Below are 18,446 nucleotides of genomic sequence, written 5' to 3'. Positions count from 1 at the left end.
CACACCGAAGTGTGGTTATGGTTAAAAACACCCAGACGTTAACGGGTGGTGGTGCTGGTCGTCGTGGTTGTGGTGGTTCCGGTGTTTGAACCGTCGCCGCCACCGGTTGCGGCTAATGCCACACCAACCGCAGACCCAACAGTGCTGGCGCTGGTTGCAGCAGAACTGCCTGCAGACACAGACGTCGCCTGCGCGCCGGCCGCATCACCCACAGCTACAGGGTCAGCATTCGCCGCGCCGGCGGCAGCCAGCGTAAATATGGCTAAAGCGCCATAAAGGGTTTTTCTCATTACAATTTCCCTTCATTGAATGAATGGAGATTTACCTGAAAAGGTTTCAGGCGCGATCGAGTATACACAACACAATGTGATGAATTAGCCTGCAGAAAATAAGGGATGAACTTTAAGAAAAAGAGTAAAAATCAAGAATTGAGTTATATTTAAATGAAAGTTATTCAAATAAAAACAATTATTTACCAAGAGGCATTGGAAATATCAATTCAATATAATCTTAAATTAAAGCCCTGACAAAGCGGCGGGAAAATCATTTTTAGGATTAACCTCAGGGTGGCAATATCGAAAATTATGACGACAAGGGGATAACTCTTATAAAAAATATGCCAGCACGAGGCTGGCATATTTTCATCACGCGGTTTAATTAATCACGCCATGCTTTATAGCGGTTAATCAGGCCGTTGGTTGAGCTGTCGTGGCTGGCGATTTGTTTGTCGTCACCCAGCTCTGGCAGGATGCGGTTAGCCAGCTGTTTGCCCAGCTCCACGCCCCACTGGTCGAAGGTGAAGATGTTCAGGATCGCGCCCTGGGTGAAGATTTTGTGTTCGTAAAGTGCAATCAGCGCGCCCAGGCTGAACGGGGTAATTTCGCGCAGCAGGATGGAGTTGGTTGGGCGGTTGCCTTCGAACACTTTGAACGGCACAACGTGGTCCAGCGTGGCCGGATCTTTACCCTGCTCACGGTATTCCTGCTCAACCACTTCACGGGATTTCCCGAACGCCAGCGCTTCGGTCTGTGCGAAGAAGTTAGACAGCAGTTTTGGATGGTGATCCGACAGCGCGTTATGGCTGATAGCCGGTGCGATGAAGTCGCAAGGCACCATTTTGGTCCCCTGGTGGATCAGCTGGTAGAACGCGTGCTGCCCGTTGGTACCCGGCTCACCCCAGATAATTGGGCCAGTCTGGTAGTCCACGGCGTTGCCGTTGCGGTCAACGTACTTACCGTTGGACTCCATGTTGCCCTGCTGGAAGTAGGCGGCAAAGCGATGCATGTACTGGTCGTATGGCAGAATCGCTTCAGTTTCAGCACCGAAGAAATTGTTGTACCAGATGCCGATCAGCGCCAGCAGAACCGGCAGGTTTTGCTCGGCAGGCGTGGTGGAGAAGTGTTTGTCCATCGCGTGCGCGCCGGACAGCAGCTCAACAAAGTTGTCGAAGCCCACGGACAGAATGATGGACAGGCCAATCGCGGACCACAGAGAGTAGCGGCCGCCAACCCAGTCCCAGAATTCGAACATGTTTGCGGTGTCGATACCAAACTCACCGACGGCTTTCCCGTTGGTGGACAGCGCAGCGAAGTGTTTTGCCACGTGCTTTTCATCGCCAGCGGCACGCAGGAACCAGTCACGCGCGCTGTGGGCGTTAGTCATCGTTTCCTGAGTGGTGAAGGTTTTAGAGGCCACCAGGAACAGCGTGGTGTCCGGGTTAACTTTCTTCAGCACTTCGGCAATGTGGGTACCGTCAACGTTGGACACAAAGTGCATGTTGAGGTGATTTTTGTATGGACGCAGCGCTTCGGTAACCATGAATGGGCCGAGGTCAGAGCCGCCGATACCGATGTTAACCACGTCGGTGATGGCTTTACCGGTGTAGCCTTTCCAGTTCCCGCTGATGATACTTTCAGAGAAGGCTTTCATCTTCTCAAGCACCGCGTTCACTTCCGGCATTACGTCTTTGCCATCGACCACGATAGGCGTGTTGCTGCGGTTACGCAGCGCAACGTGCAGCACGGCGCGGTCTTCGGTGCGGTTGATTTTCTCGCCGGCGAACATGGATTTGATCGCGCTCTGCAGATCGGTTTCTTTCGCCAGCGCCTGCAGTTTTTCGAGGGTTTCGGTGGTGATGCGGTTTTTGGAGAAGTCCACCAGCATCAGGTCATCGAAAGTTGCGGAGAACTTGCTGAAGCGGTCGTTATCTTTCGCGAACAGGTCGGAAAGCGTAACGTCTTTCATCTCATCGTAATGTTTCTGGAGTGCCTGCCAGGCAGAGGTCTGCTTCGGGTTGATGTTTTTCATAGCAATACTCTTCTGATTTGAGAATTGTGACTTCGGTCGATTGTAGCGCCTGCAGGCAAAAATTGTGATTGATTTTATGCCATTAACCGAGGGTTTCCCGTAACCCCCTAAAAAGCGGCAAAAATACCCTCTTATAAGTTAAATTCCTGATTACCGATTTAACATGAAAAATCCGCATAACCCCGCAGTTGACATGCCTTCGCCGAAGCTTTATTTATTAGGCGCTACCTGCGCGTGCGCAGGCCAGAAGAGGCGCGTTGCCCAGAAAATCGTATCCGAGAAACCAGTAACAAGGACGATACGTGAGGGGGAGCAACGCCGAGATGATGAAGCGGCTGGTCACGCTTATTGTCGGCTGCAGGGGCTGAATCCTCTGGGTTGTCACCAGAAACGTTCGCAGTCGAGCGTTTCATATCCGGCTCCAAAGCTGGATAGACAAGGTGGAGCACTTCTGGGTGATATCGTAGTTCTCCTGCTCTGCGCCCACCCGTTTACCGCTCTTCCCTTGTGCCAAGGCTGAATACTTTTTTGCCAGTTAATGGCCCCTGACACGAGGTAGTTATGTCTCAAACCGTAGTCGCCAAATTTGGTGGGACCAGCGTCGCCGATTTCGACGCGATGAACCGCAGCGCCGATGTGGTGCTGGCCGATAGCCACGTCCGCGTGGTGGTGCTTTCCGCCTCCGCTGGCGTGACTAACCTGCTGGTTGCTCTGGCTGAAGGCCTCGAAGCGACCGAGCGCTTCGTCAAGCTCGATGCCATCCGCAAAATCCAGTACAACATCGTTGAGCGTCTGGCGAATCCGGACGTTATTCGCGAAGAAATCGACCGCCTGCTTGAAAACATCACGACCCTTGCGGAAGCCGCCTCTCTGGCGACCTCCACCGCGCTGACCGATGAACTGGTCAGCCACGGCGAACTAATGTCCACCCTGCTATTTGTGGAAATCCTGCGAGAACGTCAGGTGGAAGCGCAGTGGTTCGACATTCGTAAAGTCATGCGCACCAACGACCGCTTCGGCCGTGCCGAACCGGATATCGCCGCGCTGGCGGAACTGGCAAGCCAGCAGATGCTGCCGCGCCTCGCGGAATCCCTGGTGATCACTCAGGGCTTTATTGGGAGCGAAGAAAAAGGCCGAACGACCACGCTTGGCCGCGGCGGCAGCGACTATACCGCCGCGCTGCTTGGTGAAGCGTTAAATGCCGCGCGCGTAGATATCTGGACCGACGTGCCGGGCATCTACACCACCGATCCGCGTATGGTACCTGCGGCAAAACGCATTGACCGCATCGCCTTTGAAGAAGCCGCTGAAATGGCGACCTTTGGCGCGAAAGTCCTGCACCCGGCCACGCTGCTGCCCGCCGTGCGCTGCGACATTCCGGTGTTCGTTGGCTCCAGCAAAGATCCTGCTGCTGGCGGAACTTTGGTATGCAAAAAAACGGAAAATCCACCGCTCTTCCGCGCCCTTGCGGTACGTCGCAAGCAAACGCTGCTGACGCTGCACAGCCTGCATATGCTCCATTCCCGTGGTTTCCTGGCGGAAGTGTTCAGCATTCTGGCTCGCCATAATATTTCCGTGGATCTGATCACCACCTCCGAAGTGAGCGTGGCGTTGACCATGGACACCACCGGCTCTACCTCCACTGGCGACAGCCTGCTGACCACCGCGCTGCTCACCGAGCTTTCATCGCTGTGCCGCGTGGAAGTCGAAGAGAACCTGGCGCTGGTGGCCATCATAGGCAATAAACTGTCCCAGGCCTGTGGCGTAGGCAAAGAAGTGTTCGGCGTGCTCGACCCGTTCAACATCCGCATGATTTGCTACGGCGCTTCCAGCTACAACCTGTGCTTCCTGGTGCCTGGCGACGATGCAGAGCAGGTCGTGCAGAAACTGCACCGCAACCTGTTTGAATAACCGTTCAATCCATGCCATGAATACAGAAAGCCGGGCTCGCACCCGGCTTTTTTTATAACCATAAAACAACACAAACTCTGCAAGGACATCGCTATGATCGCCACCCTAACCCGGCTGTTCCCGCTTTGGGCGCTGCTGCTCTCCGTCGCTGCGTATTATACCCCCTCAACCTTTATCCCGATTGGCCCGTGGGTCAGCACGCTGCTGATGCTCATTATGTTTGGCATGGGCGTCCACCTGCGGCTTGAAGACTTTAAACGCGTGCTGTCGCGCCCGGCCCCGGTAGCTGCAGGCATTTTTCTGCATTACCTGGTGATGCCGCTGGCGGCGTGGCTGCTGGCAATGTTGTTCCATATGCCGCCCGACCTGTCAGCCGGGATGGTGCTGGTCGGCAGCGTAGCCAGCGGCACGGCGTCCAACGTCATGATTTACTTGGCCAAAGGTGATGTTGCGCTCTCCGTAACAATATCTTCTGTTTCTACACTGGTCGGCGTATTTGCCACGCCGCTGCTCACCCGTCTCTATGTCGACGCCGACATTAAAGTCGATGTGATGGGCATGCTGGTCAGTATTCTGCAAATCGTCATCATCCCGATTGGCCTTGGCCTGATTGTGCATCATCTGTTCCCACGCCTGGTGAAGCGCGTGGAGCCCTGGCTGCCTGCATTTTCCATGCTTTGTATTCTCGCCATCATTAGCGCAGTTGTGGCAGGCTCGGCGTCACACATCGCTTCCGTTGGCCTGGTGGTGATTGTCTCGGTGATTCTGCATAACACCATTGGCCTGCTCGGCGGTTACTGGGGCGGACGTCTGTTTGGGTTTGACGAGTCGACCTGTCGGACGCTGGCCATCGAAGTGGGAATGCAGAACTCCGGTCTTGCGGCCACGTTGGGTAAAATTTACTTCTCGCCGCTCGCAGCGCTGCCTGGCGCGCTGTTCTCCGTCTGGCACAATCTGTCCGGCTCTCTGCTGGCCGGGTATTGGTCCGGCAAAGCGATAACGCCGAAGCCAGACGGCAAAAAATAATCGCTAAAAGCCTGCTGATGCAGGCTTTTTTGTCTCGTCGGCGCGGTGGGTTTGTTTTACACTGAGAGTCCTTTCCTGGGAGATTGCAACGATGGCTACAGCCAGACTGACACAGCAAGACATGACGGAAAGCGAACAGCGTGAGCTAAAAACGCTGCTGGATCGCGCCCGCATTGCCCACGGTCGTACGTTGACCAACTCAGAGACTAATCAGGTAAAAAAAGAGTACATCGACAAGCTGATGGCGGAACGAGCGCTGGCGGCTAAGAAAGCTCGCCAGCTGAAGAAACAAAATGCCTTAAAGCCGGATACGACGACGACTTATTCATGGTCAGCCAACAACCATACGCGAGGCAAACGCTAGTTTAACGGCCCTTTTTCTTCCGGCCTGGAGAAGCAAAGCGTTTACGCGAGGCAAGCTCAGCGGGCGTTTTGGCTGAGCTTTTCGGGCCACTTACCAACGGTTTTTTCGCCGCCGGGCTGGCCGCTTTTGGCTTCGCTTTTTTAGCCGGCTTCGCCTCAGAGGACGAATCCTCAATCAGCTTAAACAGCTCAATCAGTTCATCATCCGTCAGGTCGCGCCATTCCCCAAGCGGGATCCCAGTGAGATTAACGTTCATGATGCGCGTACGTTCCAGCTTCGTCACTTCATAGCCAAAGTGTTCACACATGCGGCGAATCTGGCGGTTCAGCCCCTGAACCAGGGTGATGCGAAACGCAAACGGCGCTTCTTTTTTAACTTTGCATTTCTTGGTGACGGTGCCCAGAATTGGCACGCCTGCCCCCATACCACGAATAAACTCGTCGGTAACCGGCTTGTTCACCGTGACCACGTACTCTTTCTCATGGTCGTTCCCGGCACGCAGAATTTTGTTCACCAGGTCGCCGTGGTTGGTGAGGAAAATCAGCCCCTGAGAATCTTTGTCCAGGCGGCCAATGGGGAACACGCGCTTGCTGTGGTTCACATAGTCCACGATGTTGTCTTTCTCGCCGTCTTCCGTGGTGCTTACAATTCCCACCGGCTTATTCAGCGCAATGAGCACCAGGTCTTCTTCGTTGCGGGGTTCGATGAGCTGACCATTCACCTTCACGCTGTCGCCGGCAAAAACCTGATCGCCAATTTTGGCGCGTTTGCCGTTAATAAAAACGTTGCCCTGTTCGATGTAGCGATCGGCGTCACGGCGTGAGCAGATCCCGCTCTCGCTGATGTATTTGTTAAGACGAATAGATGAATTAGTCAGCATGGCTCCTCCGAAAACCCAGGACTATACCTTACCCGCAGGGCGTTGCGAACCGCAAAATGGGCTTGTTAGTAAACCTGAATCATAAAATCAACGGCGCCACACAGCTCATCTCTGTAATGCGTCAAATCCGCGACTGAAGCACCGAGTTCTTTAAGCGGAATACCTGCCATCATGTGAGTCATCGCCACGCAAGGCTGCCCCTCAATCGTCACGATGGGGCAGATTTTTTCTGGAGGCATGGCACCCAGTAATTCGCGTTCAATAACGGGAATGACCAGGACATGCTTTAAGGCATCAGCAATGGGGTGCTGCATATTGATGAGATAAGGATACGTTTTCTTCCCTGCGCCAGTATTTTCGTAGGCGTGAAACTGTTCCATCAGAAGCTCCTCTGAAAATCACTGAACGAGCCGTGCTCCTCAACAAACTCATTAAGCGCGGCAATCTTTTCCTGATTATCCTTGAGCCACTCAGCCCGAGCGTTTTCGCGAAATTTCTCGATTAATGCCTCGGTCAGTACCGCCGAGATATTTAGTTTCAGCCTACGGGCCTCATCCAGAATCTCCGGCGCTAGCGTGACATTCACCGATTTTTTAGCGGCTGCACTTTCAACACGCATATTAACCCCCATTGTAATGCGCATACATTATGCAATTATAGAGCGATGCCGGGTTGACGATCAATATTCATCCCGCTCGTCGTCATCGTCCGGTTGGTCCAGCACGCTGTAGGCAACGGAACAGAACAACGAGTTCAGGCGCTTCATGTCCCCCAGCAGCCCGAGGTGCAGCGAGCTGGTCTCGATGCTCTGCACGTTCTGCTGGTGCAGGCGATCAACGTGGGCATGGGAGTAGCGGCGGTTCATGATGCGGAAGCGGTGTTTGTTCCGGCGCAGCCGGCGGGCACTGCCCAGGTCGCTCGAGAAGAACACCGACAGGCTCAGCTGCAGGTTGCTGATCAACTGCTGGAGCAGGTTATCCAGCTCGGTCAGGCCGTCCGGCGAGAAGGCCCGGCGCGCGGCGAGAGATTTATCCGCCACCTCGCTGCCCATACGTTCGATGATGTCCGCCGCCTGCTCCAGGTTCAGCGACATTTCGATGATTTCCGCCCAGCGGCGCGACTCCATTTCCGCCAGATCTTCCTTCGGCATCTGCGCAAGGTAAAGTTTGATGGCGGTATACAGCACGTCCACGTCGTCAGCTAGCTTGCGCAGCTCTTTTTCCTGGCGCGGCTCGCCGTGCATCACCTTGCTCCAGGTTTCCAGCATCTGCTCCAGCACGTCGCCCATTCTCAGGGTTTCCCGCGCGGCGTTAGATAACCCCAGCGCGGGAGTATCCAGCGCCGTAGGATCGAGGTGCTTCGGCTTCATTCGGGCGTCGACTTCCGGCGCTTCGCTGATCACCCGGCGGCAGAAGCGTGCCATTGGCTCGGCAAACGGCACCATCACCAGGCAACGAATCAGGTTGTAGAACACGTGGAAGTAGATAACCAGTTCAGACTCCGGCAACGGCAGGTGATGCATCAGCCGGGCCAGGACATGCACAAACGGCAGCACCAGCAGGCTGCCCACCAGCTTGAACAGCAGGCTGCCCAACGCCACACGACGAGCGGCAGCATTCGCAGCGCTGTTATTGATCATTGCCAGCAGGCCGGAACCGAGGTTAGCCCCGATGACCAGACACAGCGCCACATCAAACGAGATCACGCCGGTTGAGGTCAGCGTGGCCGTCAACAGGACGGCAGCCAAGCTCGAATAGCTGATAATGGCAAACATCGCGCCAATCAGCGCGTCGAGCATGATGTCGCCGGTCAGGGAAGCGAAGATCACCTGGACGCCGTTCGCCTGGGTAATCGGCGTAACGGCTCCCACAATCAGCTCGAGCGCCAGCAGAATAAGACCCAGGCCAATCCCCACGCGGCCAAGCTGCCCGGCGCGAGTCTGCTTGCGGCTGAGGAAGAAGATTACGCCGATGAAAATCAGCAGCGGAGAAAGCCACGAAAGATCGAAGGTCAGGATACGCGCCATTAGCGCTGTACCGACATCAGCTCCCAGCACAATCACCAGCGCAGGGGCGAGCGCCACCAAATCCTGGGCAACGAACGAGGTCACCAGCATGGTGGTGGCATTACTGCTCTGCACCAGCGCGGTCACGCCTATCCCGGCGCAGAAGGCGAGCGGTTTCTTTTCTACGCTGTGGCTAAGCACACTGCGCAGGTTGGCACCGTAAACGCGCATGATACCGGTGCGCACAATGTGCGTACCCCAGACCAGCAGCGAAACGGCGGACAGCAGGTGTAACAACGTCAACACGGATTCTTGTTCTCCTTATCGTTTTTAGGGTTCCCGAAGCAAAAATAGCCACCATCCTTCAGTATAAGGGTTTAACTTCAATAAAGAGACAAGGCGCCCCCAGAGCGCCTTGTAAGTTGTAAGGAAAGATAACAGGTTTGTGAGTCAGTCGGCGTCGTACCCGAGGTTCGGCGCAAGCCAGCGTTCGACCTCGCTGACCGGCATGCCTTTGCGTCGGGCGTAATCTTCGACCTGGTCGCGCTGAATTTGCGCGACGGCGAAGTACTTGCTGTCCGGGTGGCTGAAGTACCAGCCGGAAACCGACGCACCGGGCCACATGGCGTAAGACTCGGTGAGCTTCATGCCAATCACGTTTTCGACGTCCAGCAGCGCCCAGATGGCCGCTTTTTCCGTGTGCTCCGGGCAGGCCGGGTAGCCCGGTGCCGGGCGAATGCCTTGGTAATTCTCGCGAATCAGTTCCTCGTTGCTGAGGTTTTCCGTGGCCGCGTAGCCCCAGTAAACTTTACGCACGCGCTCGTGCAGATATTCAGCAAAAGCTTCGGCCAGGCGGTCGGCAACCGCTTTCACCATGATTTTGTTGTAATCATCGTGCTGCGCATCGTAGGCACCCGCCAGCGCGTCTTCTTCAATACCGCCGGTGACCGCAAAAGCACCGATGTAGTCGGCTTTACCGCTGTGTTTAGGCGCCACAAAATCGGCAATGCAGTAGTTCGGGAAGCCGTTCTTTTCCGTTTGCTGGCGCAGATGGCGGCTGAAGCCTTTCACCTGAGAGCGTGTTTCATCGGCATAAATCTCCACGTCGTCCCCCACGCGATTCGCCGGGAACAGGCCGACCACGCCGCGCGGCGTCATTGTTTTCGTCCGGTGGAGCATATCCAGCATGTCGTTAGCGTCTTTAAACAGCCGTTTTGCCTCCTCGCCAACAACCTCATCTTCCAGAATGCGCGGATATTTTCCGGCCAGCGACCAGGTCATGAAGAACGGCGTCCAGTCGATGTAGTTCCTCAGCGTTTCAATGCTGGCGGTCACTTCCTGCACGCCCAGCCGGTGCGGAACCGGAGGCGTGTAGTTTTCCCAGTCGAAAGGCAGATCGTTATCCCGCGCGACTTCCAGCGTAACCGGCGGCGTGCGCGTTTTTTTACGCGCGTGCTGCGTACGAACAACTTCGTATTCTTTGCGGGTGCGGGCGACAAATTCATCGCGCTGGGTTTCTGAAAGCAGAGCAGAAACCACGCCGACGGTGCGCGAGGCGTTCTGCACGTAGACGGTTGGCCCGCTGTAGTTCTGCTCTATTTTCACCGCCGTGTGGGCTTTTGACGTAGTTGCCCCGCCGATCAGCAGCGGCAGCGTAAAGCCCTGCCGCTCCATCTCTTTGGCCACGTTGACCATTTCGTCCAGCGACGGGGTGATAAGCCCGGACAGGCCAATGATATCGGCCCCCACTTCACGGGCGGTTTTCAAAATTTTCTCGCCGGGCACCATCACGCCAAGATCGATAATCTCGTAGTTGTTACATTGCAGCACTACGCCGACGATGTTCTTGCCGATGTCATGGACGTCGCCTTTGACGGTCGCCAGCACGATTTTACCGTTGCTGCTGCCCTGCTCTTTGCTGGCTTCGATGTACGGCTCAAGGTAAGCCACCGCCTGCTTCATCACGCGAGCCGATTTCACCACCTGCGGCAGGAACATTTTACCTTCGCCGAACAAATCCCCCACCACGTTCATTCCCGCCATCAGCGGGCCTTCAATCACTTCTATTGGGCGAGTCGACTGCTGGCGGGCCTCTTCGGTATCCGCTTCGATAAACTCGGTGATGCCTTTCACCAGCGAATACTCGAGACGTTTCACTACGTCCCAGCTACGCCACTCCGCCAGTTGAGCATTGGCGCCGTCATCGCTTTTGCTGCCGCGATATTTTTCGGCCAGCTCCAGCAGACGTTCGGTGCTGTCGTCGCGGCGGTTGAGAATGACGTCTTCGACGGCATCCCGCAGTTCAGCCGGAAGATCGTCGTATATCGCCAGTTGCCCGGCGTTGACGATCCCCATGTCCATGCCATTGCGAATTGCGTAGTAAAGGAATACCGCGTGGATGGCCTCGCGCACCGGCTCGTTGCCGCGGAAAGAGAAGGAGACGTTAGACACGCCGCCGGAGATCATCGCATGGGGCAGCTCGCGCTTAATATCTTCGCAGGCGCCGATAAAATCCTGGGCGTAGTTGTTATGTTCTTCGATGCCGGTCGCCACCGCGAAGATGTTCGGGTCAAAGATGATGTCTTCCGGTGGGAAGCCTACCTCTTCGGTAAGAATTTTATAGGCCCGGCGGCAAATCTCGATTTTACGCTCTCGCGTATCGGCCTGGCCCACTTCATCGAACGCCATCACCACCATCGCCGCGCCGTAGCGGCGTACCAGCTTCGCATGATGGATAAACGGCTCAGTGCCTTCTTTCATGGAAATAGAGTTAACGATGCCTTTGCCCTGAATGCACTTCAGCCCTTTCTCGATCACCTCCCATTTCGAGGAGTCGATCATGATGGGCACCCGGGCGATATCCGGCTCACCGGCAATCAGGTTCAGGAAACGCACCATCGCCGCTTCGGCGTCGAGCATTCCCTCGTCCATGTTGATGTCGATAATCTGCGCGCCGCTGGCCACCTGCTGCAGCGCCACGTCCAGCGCTTCGCTGTATTTCTCTTCTTTGATCAGACGCTTAAACTTTGCCGAGCCGGTAACGTTGGTGCGTTCCCCGACGTTAACGAACAGGCTATCCGCGCCGATATTCAGCGGCTCAAGCCCGGCGAGGCGACAGGCAACCGGCAGATCGGGGAGTTTACGCGGCGCAACGCCTGCTACCGCCGCGCTCATTGCGGCGATATGCGCAGGCGTCGTCCCGCAACAGCCGCCGACAATGTTCAGGAATCCGGCCTGCGCCCATTCCCCAATCTGCTGCGCCATCACGTCCGCATCAAGGTCGTATTCACCAAAAGCGTTTGGCAGACCAGCATTAGGGTGAGCCGTCACGTAGCACTCGGCAATGCGTGACAGTTCAGCCACGTACTGTCGCAGTTCGTCCGGCCCCAGCGCGCAGTTAAGTCCGAAAGAGAGCGCGTCGGCGTGGCGCAGGGAGTTATAGAAAGCTTCCGTCGTCTGACCGGAAAGCGTACGACCTGACGCATCGGTAATGGTGCCGGAAATCATGATCGGCAGATCAACGCCAAGCGCTTCAAACTCGGCCTTTACGGCGAAGATGGCGGCTTTGGCATTCAGGGTGTCGAAGACCGTCTCGATCATGATCAGATCGGCCCCACCCTCCACCAGCGCTTTGGTCGATTCACGGTAAGCGGCGACCAGCTGATCAAAGGTGATGTTGCGGAAGGCCGGGTCGTTCACGTCTGGAGAAATTGATGCCGTGCGGTTGGTCGGGCCAAGCACACCGGCGACGTAACGCGGTTTTTCCGGCGTACGGGCCGTCCATTCGTCGGCACAGGCACGCGCCAGCTTAGCGGCTTCGTAGTTAATTTCCGCCGACAGCGACTCCATTTGGTAATCCGCCATTGCAATGGTGGTGGAGTTAAAGGTGTTGGTTTCGACGATGTCGGCGCCAGCTTCAAAGTAGGCATAGTGAATCGCGGCGATAATTTCCGGTTTGCTGAGCACCAGCAGGTCATTGTTGCCTTTAAGGTCACACGGCCAGTCGGCAAAACGCTCGCCGCGGAAATCACTCTCATCAAGGCGGTAGCTTTGGATCATGGTCCCCATACCGCCGTCCAGCACCAGAATGCGCTCACTCAGTTGTTGCTTCAGCTTCTCTACGTTGTTGCTCACACCTCACTCCCACCTGTTTTCCCTGCCTGACGGATATGCCATCCCATACTTGCACAATCTATAGGGTCGTAAAAGCCGCATATCGGGAACATGAGAGATGTTCAGCATCACTCCTCCGATCAGTCTGAGTAGCGGTTGCAAATTCGCCAAATAAAACGAAAATGATTTCCACGATACGAAAAGGAGTCCGGTATGGTTGCTACAGTCCCCGCTAAACGAGGTAAGAAACCCCGCACCGCCGCCGCTGCGGCTCCGGCTGCCACCGGGCAAGTGCAGTCCCTGACCCGCGGCCTTAAGCTGCTGGAGTGGATTGCCGAATCTGACGGTAGCGTGGCGCTCACCGAGCTTGCCCAGCAGGCTGGTTTGCCCAATTCCACCACCCATCGCCTGCTCACCACAATGCAGCAGTTAGGCTTTGTGCATCAGGTGGGCGATCTTGGCCACTGGACGATTGGCGCGCACGCATTTGTCGTCGGCAGCAGCTTCCTGCAAAGCCGCAATCTGCTAGCCATTGTGCACCCTATTCTGCGCAAACTGATGGAAGCCTCCGGTGAAACCGTCAACCTCGCGGTACTCGACAAGAGCGATCACCAGGCAATTATTATCGACCAGGTTCAGTGCACGCAGCTGATGCGTATGTCAGCACCTATTGGCGGCAAGCTGCCGATGCACGCATCCGGCGCGGGCAAGGCGTTTCTGGCTCAGCTAAACGACGACGAACTGACGGGCCTGCTGCACCGCAAAGGTCTGCACAGCTACACGCCAGCCACGCTGACTTCGCCGCTGCATTTAAAAGAAGATTTAGCGCAAACCCGCAAGCGCGGTTATTCATTTGACGATGAAGAGCATGCCCTGGGGCTGCGCTGCGTGGCTTCGTGCATCTACGATGAACACCATGAGGCATTCGCGGCGATCTCTATTTCTGGCCCGATTTCGCGCATCACCGATGACCGCGTGACGGAGCTGGGTGCGCTGGTGATCAAAGCCGCGAAGGACATTACTCTGGCTTACGGCGGCGGGCGCTAGCCCGCTCGCCTCACTTCCCCAAACCGCTGGCTGAAGCGCTGGCGGCGGCGATAAGCATAAACATCTTCTACATAGCCATCGCGGATGCGGGTTTGCAAAGCGCGCCAAAAGTCGGCGCGGAACAGGTCGGCGTGCATTTCATCGAATAACGGGCGAATGCGTTTGTCTGCACAAAGATAGTGCCGGAACTCTTCCGGGAAAACATCTCCCGGCGAGATGCTGTACCACGGCTCCGAAGAGAGTTCATCTTCCGGGTAACGCGGCGGCGGAATATCCCGGAAATTCACCTCGGTCATGTAGCAAATTTCATCGTAATCGTAGAACACCACCCGCCCGTGACGCGTCACGCCAAAGTTTTTAAATAGCATGTCGCCAGGGAAGATATTGGCTGCCGCCAGTTGACGAATGGCATTGCCGTACTCTTCCACCGCATCCCTTAACTGCTGGCCTTCTACCTGCTCCAGCCACAAGTTAAGCGGCACCATTCGCCGCTCAATGTAGAGATGGCTGATGGCAATGCGGTCGCCAAGATCGGTCAGTTTTTCAGGCACTTCTTCAAGCAGCAGCGACATGAGGTCGGCACTTATCTGCCGCTTATCCAGCACGAAGTTTTCAAACTCCTGCGTATCCGCCATGCGCCCCACGCGGTCATGCTCTTTTACCAGTTGGTAGCAGGCACGGACCCTTTCGGCGGTGACTTCTTTTTGCGGCGCGAATTTGTCTTTTATCACTTTAAAAACGCGATCGAAGCCCGGCAGCGTGAACACCAGCATCACCATGCCGCGTATGCCGGGTGCCTCAATAAACTGCTCGGCCGTGCTGTGAATGTAGGTCAGATATTCGCGATAGCTTTCGGTTTTGCCGTGCTTCTGGCAGCCAATCGCCATGTACAGTTCGGCGGTAGTTTTTCCCGGTAGAATCTCGCGTAGCCACTCCACGAGCGCGGCGGGGAAAGGGGCATAAACCATGAAATAGGAACGCGCAAAGCCGAAAACGATACTGGCTTCGGGGGAGCTGGTCAGGCAGGTGTCTACCATTAACCGGCCATCATCGGTGCGATGGATCGGCAATAAAAAGGGAATTTTTCCTCCCGGCAGAACCAGTTTGCCAACCAGCCAGGCGGCTTTATTGCGGTAAAACAGTTCATTAGCCACTTCCAGCGTGGCCGTCCGCAATGTTTCTGCGCCGAAGGTTTCATGCAGATGGGCGAGGATAAACCCCACATCCCGCGCAATATCCTGCCAGGGCAGGCGCAGCGGGAGATCGGAGAGCAAGGTCGTGAGCAACGTCGTCCAGCCTTGCTCCGGGAAAAAAGTTTTTGCCAGTGGGCGAGGCAGCGGCCGAAGCTGTTTGCCTGCCTGGGAGCTGAAGATAAAAAGCCGCTCGGGAGTAAGCGAGCGGTGGTCGAAGAGCCGACAATAGACAGAATTAAAAAAGCTTTCGGCAATTTCAAAACGCGGGTAATCCGGCAGTAGCCGGGTGTATTGCTCTTTCACACGCAGTAAAAAGGCCGCGTCGGTGTTCTGCCCGCCGGTAATGCAGCGAAGCTGTTCTACGACGAGACCTACGTGGTGATCGTACAGGTTGATGCGGCTTTTCATCGCCTGTTGAACGGCGTGCCAGTCGGCCTGTTCAAAGCGCTGCTGGGCACCCGCGGTGACCTCCAGAAATCGACCGTATTGCGCGTCAAACCCCTGCAGGATGGTGTGGGCAATTAGCAGCTCCAGCCTGTGTGACATTTATTTCTCCCCTCACCCCGGCCCTCTCCCAAAGGAGAGGGGGAAAATAAAGTTTGTTCAGAACTGCTCTTCTTCCGTCGAACCTGTCAGCGCCGTGACGGAAGAAGCGCCGCCCTGGATGACGGTGGTTATGCGGTCAAAGTAGCCGGTGCCCACTTCCTGCTGGTGAGAAACGAAGGTGTAGCCTTCAGAAGCGGCGGCAAATTCAGGCTGCTGTACCTTCTCAACATAGTGGCGCATGCCCTCCCCCTGCGCATAAGAGTGCGCCAGATCGAACATGTTGAACCACATGCTGTGGATCCCCGCCAGGGTGATGAACTGGTATTTGTAACCCATGTCCGACAGTTCTTGCTGGAAGGACGCGATGGTTTTGTCATCGAGGTTTTTCTTCCAGTTAAACGACGGCGAACAGTTATAGGCCAGCAGTTTGCCTGGGAAGCGCGCATGGATGGCTTCCGCGAAACGGCGGGCCTGGTCCAGGTCGGGTTTAGAGGTTTCACACCAGACCAGGTCGGCATAAGGCGCGTAGGCCAGGCCGCGGCTGATAGCCTGCTCAATGCCAGCGCGTGTACGGTAGAAACCTTCCTGCGTGCGCTCACCGGTGATGAATTCGCGGTCGTATTCGTCGCAGTCGGAGGTGATCAGATCTGCCGCATCAGCATCGGTACGGGCGATCAGCAGCGTTGGAACCCCCATCACATCAGCCGCCAGACGAGCAGCGGTCAGCTTCTGGATAGCTTCCTGAGTTGGGACCAGGACTTTGCCGCCCATGTGGCCGCATTTCTTCACGGAAGCCAGCTGGTCTTCAAAGTGCACCGCAGCGGCACCCGCCTGAATCATCGACTTCATCAGTTCGAAGGCGTTCAGCACGCCGCCAAAACCGGCTTCTGCATCGGCAACGATAGGCAGGAAGTAGTCAATGTGGCGTGGATCGCCCGGTTCAATATTGGATGCCCACTGGATCTGATCCGCACGCTGGAAGCTGTTGTTGATCCGATCGACAACCGCAGGGACAGAGTTCGCCGGGTAGAGCGACTGATCCGGGTACATGCTGGACGCCAGGTTAGCGTCCGCCGCAACCTGCCAGCCGGAGAGGTAGATGGCTTCGATACCCGCTTTCGCCTGCTGTAAAGCCTGGCCGCCGGTTAACGCCCCCAGACTGTTTACGTAGCCTTTTTTCGACTCGCCGTGCAGCAGGCGCCAGAGTTTAGCCGCTCCGTGCTGCGCCAGAGTACACTCCGGGGTCAGCGAACCGCGCAGTTTCACGACGTCTTCTGCGCTATAGGTACGCTTAATGCCTTCCCAACGCGGCTGTGTCCAGTCTTGTTGTACTTGTTGAATCTGTTGGCTACGAGAGGTTTTCATTTCAGATGCTCCATTTTTATAGGGTTAGGTTCAGGCAAGCAGGCGGTAGCCCGGCAGCGTCAGGAAGTCGATTAACTCTTCTGAGGTGGTAATTTGTTCCATCAGCCGCGCAGCTTCATCGAAGCGTCCCTGGCTAAAACGCTGGTCGCCCAGCTCGTCCTGAATCACCAACATCTCTTCGGCAAGCATCTGGCGGAACAGCGCTTTCGTCACGGTCTGGCCGTTGCTTAGCGTCTTTTGGTGATGGATCCATTGCCAGATGGAAGTACGGGAAATTTCAGCGGTCGCAGCATCCTCCATCAGCCCGTAAATCGGTACGCAGCCGTTGCCGGAGATCCACGCCTCGATGTACTGCACCGCAACGCGGATGTTGGCGCGCATACCTTCTTCGGTGCGCTCGCCAGGGCAAGGCTCAAGCAACTGCGCCGCGGTGATGGGGGCATCTTCGCTGCGGCTGATGTCCAGCTGGTTCTGGCGTTCACCCAGCGCTTTGCCAAACACCTCAACAACCGTGTCCGCAAGGCCCGGATGCGCAATCCAGGTACCATCATGGCCGTTATTGGCCTCCATCTCTTTGTCCGCTTTGACTTTGTTCAGTACCCATTCATTGCGAGCGCTGTCTTTGCTCGGGATAAAGGCCGCCATGCCGCCCATTGCAAATGCACCGCGACGATGACAGGTCTTGATCAGCAGCCGCGAGTAAGCGTTCAGGAAAGGTTTATCCATCGTCACGGACTGCCTGTCCGGCAGGACGCGATCCGGGTGGTTTTTTAGGGTTTTGATGTAGCTGAAGATGTAATCCCAGCGACCACAGTTCAGGCCCACGATGTGATCTTTCAGGGCGTGCAGGATCTCATCCATCTGGAAGACCGCTGGCAGCGTTTCTATCAATAAAGTCGCTTTAATGGTGCCACGTGGCAGATCGAAGCGATCTTCCGTGAAGCTGAAGACTTCGCTCCACCAGGCCGCTTCCTGCCATGACTGGGTTTTGGGCAGATAGAAATAAGGGCCGCTGCCTTTAGCCAGAAGGGCATCCACGTTGTGGAGGAAATAGAGCCCGAAGTCGAACAGGCTGCCAGGGATCGCTTCCCCGCGCCAGGTCACGTGTTTTTCAGGCAGATGCAGGCCGCGCACGCGGCAAACCAGTACCGCCGGGTCTGGCTTCAGCTGATAGATTTTTCCCGCTTCGTTTGTCCAGCTGATGGTGCCGTTTATCGCATCGCGCAGGTTGATTTGCCCGTCAATGACTTTGCTCCAGCTCGGCGCCAGGGAATCTTCGAAGTCGGCCATAAAGACTTTTACGTTAGCATTCAGCGCGTTGATCACCATTTTTCGCTCAACCGGACCGGTAATTTCTACCCTGCGGTCGAGCAGATCCTGCGGAATACCACGAATCTGCCAATCACTCTTACGAATGGAATCTGTTTCCGAATTGAAATCAGGAAGCTTTCCACCGTCGATGGCCTGCTGTTCAGCAATGCGAGATGCCAGCAGCTTGTTGCGCTGTGGAGTAAAGCGGCTCACCAGCTCGCCGAGGAATTCTACGGCTTCCGGGGTGAGGATCTGCTTCTCTTGCTCGCCAAACGGCTGGCTAAAGGCCAGCTCTTCGCTAACTGTCTGTTGTGTCATTCGGTTACTCCTTCGTCTTATCCCGTCGAGACGGCCAAAAATGAATCGCGCACGGCTGTG

Annotated in this window: 14 protein-coding genes and 1 riboswitch; of the genes, 4 read left to right on the top strand and 10 right to left on the bottom strand. The window is 56.0% G+C overall.

Features of this window, described 5'->3' with window-relative positions; translation table 11 throughout:
- Positions 1-38: 38 nt before the first annotated feature.
- Positions 39-290 (bottom strand): exopolysaccharide production protein YjbE, encoded by a 252-nt coding sequence (gene yjbE / locus AAIE02_RS15470; protein WP_008455862.1) that lies wholly within the window; start codon positions 288-290, stop codon positions 39-41.
- A gap of 367 nt (positions 291-657) precedes the next feature.
- Complete coding sequence (gene pgi, locus AAIE02_RS15465) at positions 658-2,307, bottom strand: glucose-6-phosphate isomerase (protein WP_498532851.1); 1,650 nt, start codon at positions 2,305-2,307, stop codon at positions 658-660.
- 239 nt (positions 2,308-2,546) lie between these two features.
- Positions 2,547-2,766, top strand: a riboswitch (Lysine riboswitch).
- A gap of 102 nt (positions 2,767-2,868) precedes the next feature.
- On the opposite strand from pgi, the gene lysC reads away from it, so the two are divergent.
- From lysC to AAIE02_RS15450, 3 genes are all read left to right on the top strand, one after another.
- Positions 2,869-4,218 carry a lysine-sensitive aspartokinase 3 gene (gene lysC, locus AAIE02_RS15460; protein ID WP_008455866.1) on the top strand — a complete coding sequence of 450 codons (1,350 nt, stop codon included), beginning with the start codon at positions 2,869-2,871 and terminating at the stop codon, positions 4,216-4,218.
- Positions 4,219-4,311: 93 nt separating this feature from the next.
- Positions 4,312-5,244 carry a ketopantoate/pantoate/pantothenate transporter PanS gene (panS, locus tag AAIE02_RS15455; protein WP_498532850.1) on the top strand — a complete coding sequence of 311 codons (933 nt, stop codon included), beginning with the start codon at positions 4,312-4,314 and terminating at the stop codon, positions 5,242-5,244.
- Between the two features lie 91 nt (positions 5,245-5,335).
- Positions 5,336-5,608 carry a YjbD family protein gene (locus tag AAIE02_RS15450; protein ID WP_008455871.1) on the top strand — a complete coding sequence of 91 codons (273 nt, stop codon included), beginning with the start codon at positions 5,336-5,338 and terminating at the stop codon, positions 5,606-5,608.
- A 1-nt stretch (position 5,609) separates the two neighbouring features.
- Here the strand turns inward: AAIE02_RS15450 and rluF are convergent, their stop codons facing one another.
- The 5 genes from rluF to metH form a co-directional block, all read right to left on the bottom strand.
- Positions 5,610-6,488 (bottom strand): 23S rRNA pseudouridine(2604) synthase RluF, encoded by an 879-nt coding sequence (gene rluF, locus AAIE02_RS15445; RefSeq protein ID WP_008455873.1) that lies wholly within the window; start codon positions 6,486-6,488, stop codon positions 5,610-5,612.
- A gap of 65 nt (positions 6,489-6,553) precedes the next feature.
- The gene (locus tag AAIE02_RS15440) at positions 6,554-6,868 is read right to left on the bottom strand and encodes a CcdB family protein (protein ID WP_166993031.1); all 315 of its coding nucleotides are present in this window, start codon (positions 6,866-6,868) and stop codon (positions 6,554-6,556) included.
- On the bottom strand, positions 6,868-7,131 hold the full coding sequence (locus tag AAIE02_RS15435; RefSeq protein ID WP_008455878.1) for a type II toxin-antitoxin system CcdA family antitoxin: 264 nt from the start codon (positions 7,129-7,131) through the stop codon (positions 6,868-6,870). The genes AAIE02_RS15440 and AAIE02_RS15435 overlap by 1 nt, the downstream gene beginning before the upstream one ends.
- A 36-nt stretch (positions 7,132-7,167) precedes the next feature.
- Positions 7,168-8,799, bottom strand: a complete 1,632-nt coding sequence (locus AAIE02_RS15430; RefSeq protein WP_008455880.1) for a Na/Pi cotransporter family protein — start codon at positions 8,797-8,799, stop codon at positions 7,168-7,170.
- A gap of 144 nt (positions 8,800-8,943) precedes the next feature.
- Positions 8,944-12,627 carry a methionine synthase gene (metH, locus tag AAIE02_RS15425; RefSeq protein WP_498532849.1) on the bottom strand — a complete coding sequence of 1,228 codons (3,684 nt, stop codon included), beginning with the start codon at positions 12,625-12,627 and terminating at the stop codon, positions 8,944-8,946.
- Between the two features lie 192 nt (positions 12,628-12,819).
- Between metH and iclR the strand changes: the two genes are divergently transcribed.
- Positions 12,820-13,653, top strand: coding sequence for a glyoxylate bypass operon transcriptional repressor IclR (gene iclR / locus AAIE02_RS15420; RefSeq protein WP_008455884.1), 834 nt, complete (start codon positions 12,820-12,822; stop codon positions 13,651-13,653).
- Here the strand turns inward: iclR and aceK are convergent.
- The 3 genes from aceK to aceB are packed head-to-tail and all read right to left on the bottom strand — an operon-like array spanning position 13,650 to position 18,386.
- Positions 13,650-15,392, bottom strand: a complete 1,743-nt coding sequence (gene aceK / locus AAIE02_RS15415) for a bifunctional isocitrate dehydrogenase kinase/phosphatase (protein WP_498532848.1) — start codon at positions 15,390-15,392, stop codon at positions 13,650-13,652. The two genes, iclR and aceK, sit on opposite strands and share 4 nt — an antisense overlap.
- A gap of 57 nt (positions 15,393-15,449) precedes the next feature.
- On the bottom strand, positions 15,450-16,757 hold the full coding sequence (aceA, locus tag AAIE02_RS15410; protein WP_498532847.1) for an isocitrate lyase: 1,308 nt from the start codon (positions 16,755-16,757) through the stop codon (positions 15,450-15,452).
- Between the two features lie 30 nt (positions 16,758-16,787).
- A complete protein-coding gene (aceB, locus tag AAIE02_RS15405; RefSeq protein ID WP_166993015.1) occupies positions 16,788-18,386 on the bottom strand; it encodes a malate synthase A in 1,599 nt (532 codons plus the stop codon).
- Between the last annotated feature and the right edge of the window lie 60 nt (positions 18,387-18,446).

Source organism: Cedecea sp. Ae19-4 (assembly GCF_059801165.1).
The sequence above is the reverse complement of the archived record's forward strand: the minus strand, read 5'-3'. Positions and strand labels throughout refer to the sequence as shown.

Coding starts and splice junctions, on each gene's coding strand:
- aceA (WP_498532847.1), bottom strand. CDS start 16,757: ATGAAAACCTCTCGTAGCCAACAGATTCAACAAGTACAACAAGACTGG.
- AAIE02_RS15450 (WP_008455871.1), top strand. CDS start 5,336: ATGGCTACAGCCAGACTGACACAGCAAGACATGACGGAAAGCGAACAG.
- AAIE02_RS15440 (WP_166993031.1), bottom strand. CDS start 6,868: ATGGAACAGTTTCACGCCTACGAAAATACTGGCGCAGGGAAGAAAACG.
- aceK (WP_498532848.1), bottom strand. CDS start 15,392: ATGTCACACAGGCTGGAGCTGCTAATTGCCCACACCATCCTGCAGGGG.
- lysC (WP_008455866.1), top strand. CDS start 2,869: ATGTCTCAAACCGTAGTCGCCAAATTTGGTGGGACCAGCGTCGCCGAT.
- pgi (WP_498532851.1), bottom strand. CDS start 2,307: ATGAAAAACATCAACCCGAAGCAGACCTCTGCCTGGCAGGCACTCCAG.
- panS (WP_498532850.1), top strand. CDS start 4,312: ATGATCGCCACCCTAACCCGGCTGTTCCCGCTTTGGGCGCTGCTGCTC.
- iclR (WP_008455884.1), top strand. CDS start 12,820: ATGGTTGCTACAGTCCCCGCTAAACGAGGTAAGAAACCCCGCACCGCC.
- aceB (WP_166993015.1), bottom strand. CDS start 18,386: ATGACACAACAGACAGTTAGCGAAGAGCTGGCCTTTAGCCAGCCGTTT.
- AAIE02_RS15435 (WP_008455878.1), bottom strand. CDS start 7,131: ATGCGCATTACAATGGGGGTTAATATGCGTGTTGAAAGTGCAGCCGCT.
- yjbE (WP_008455862.1), bottom strand. CDS start 290: ATGAGAAAAACCCTTTATGGCGCTTTAGCCATATTTACGCTGGCTGCC.
- rluF (WP_008455873.1), bottom strand. CDS start 6,488: ATGCTGACTAATTCATCTATTCGTCTTAACAAATACATCAGCGAGAGC.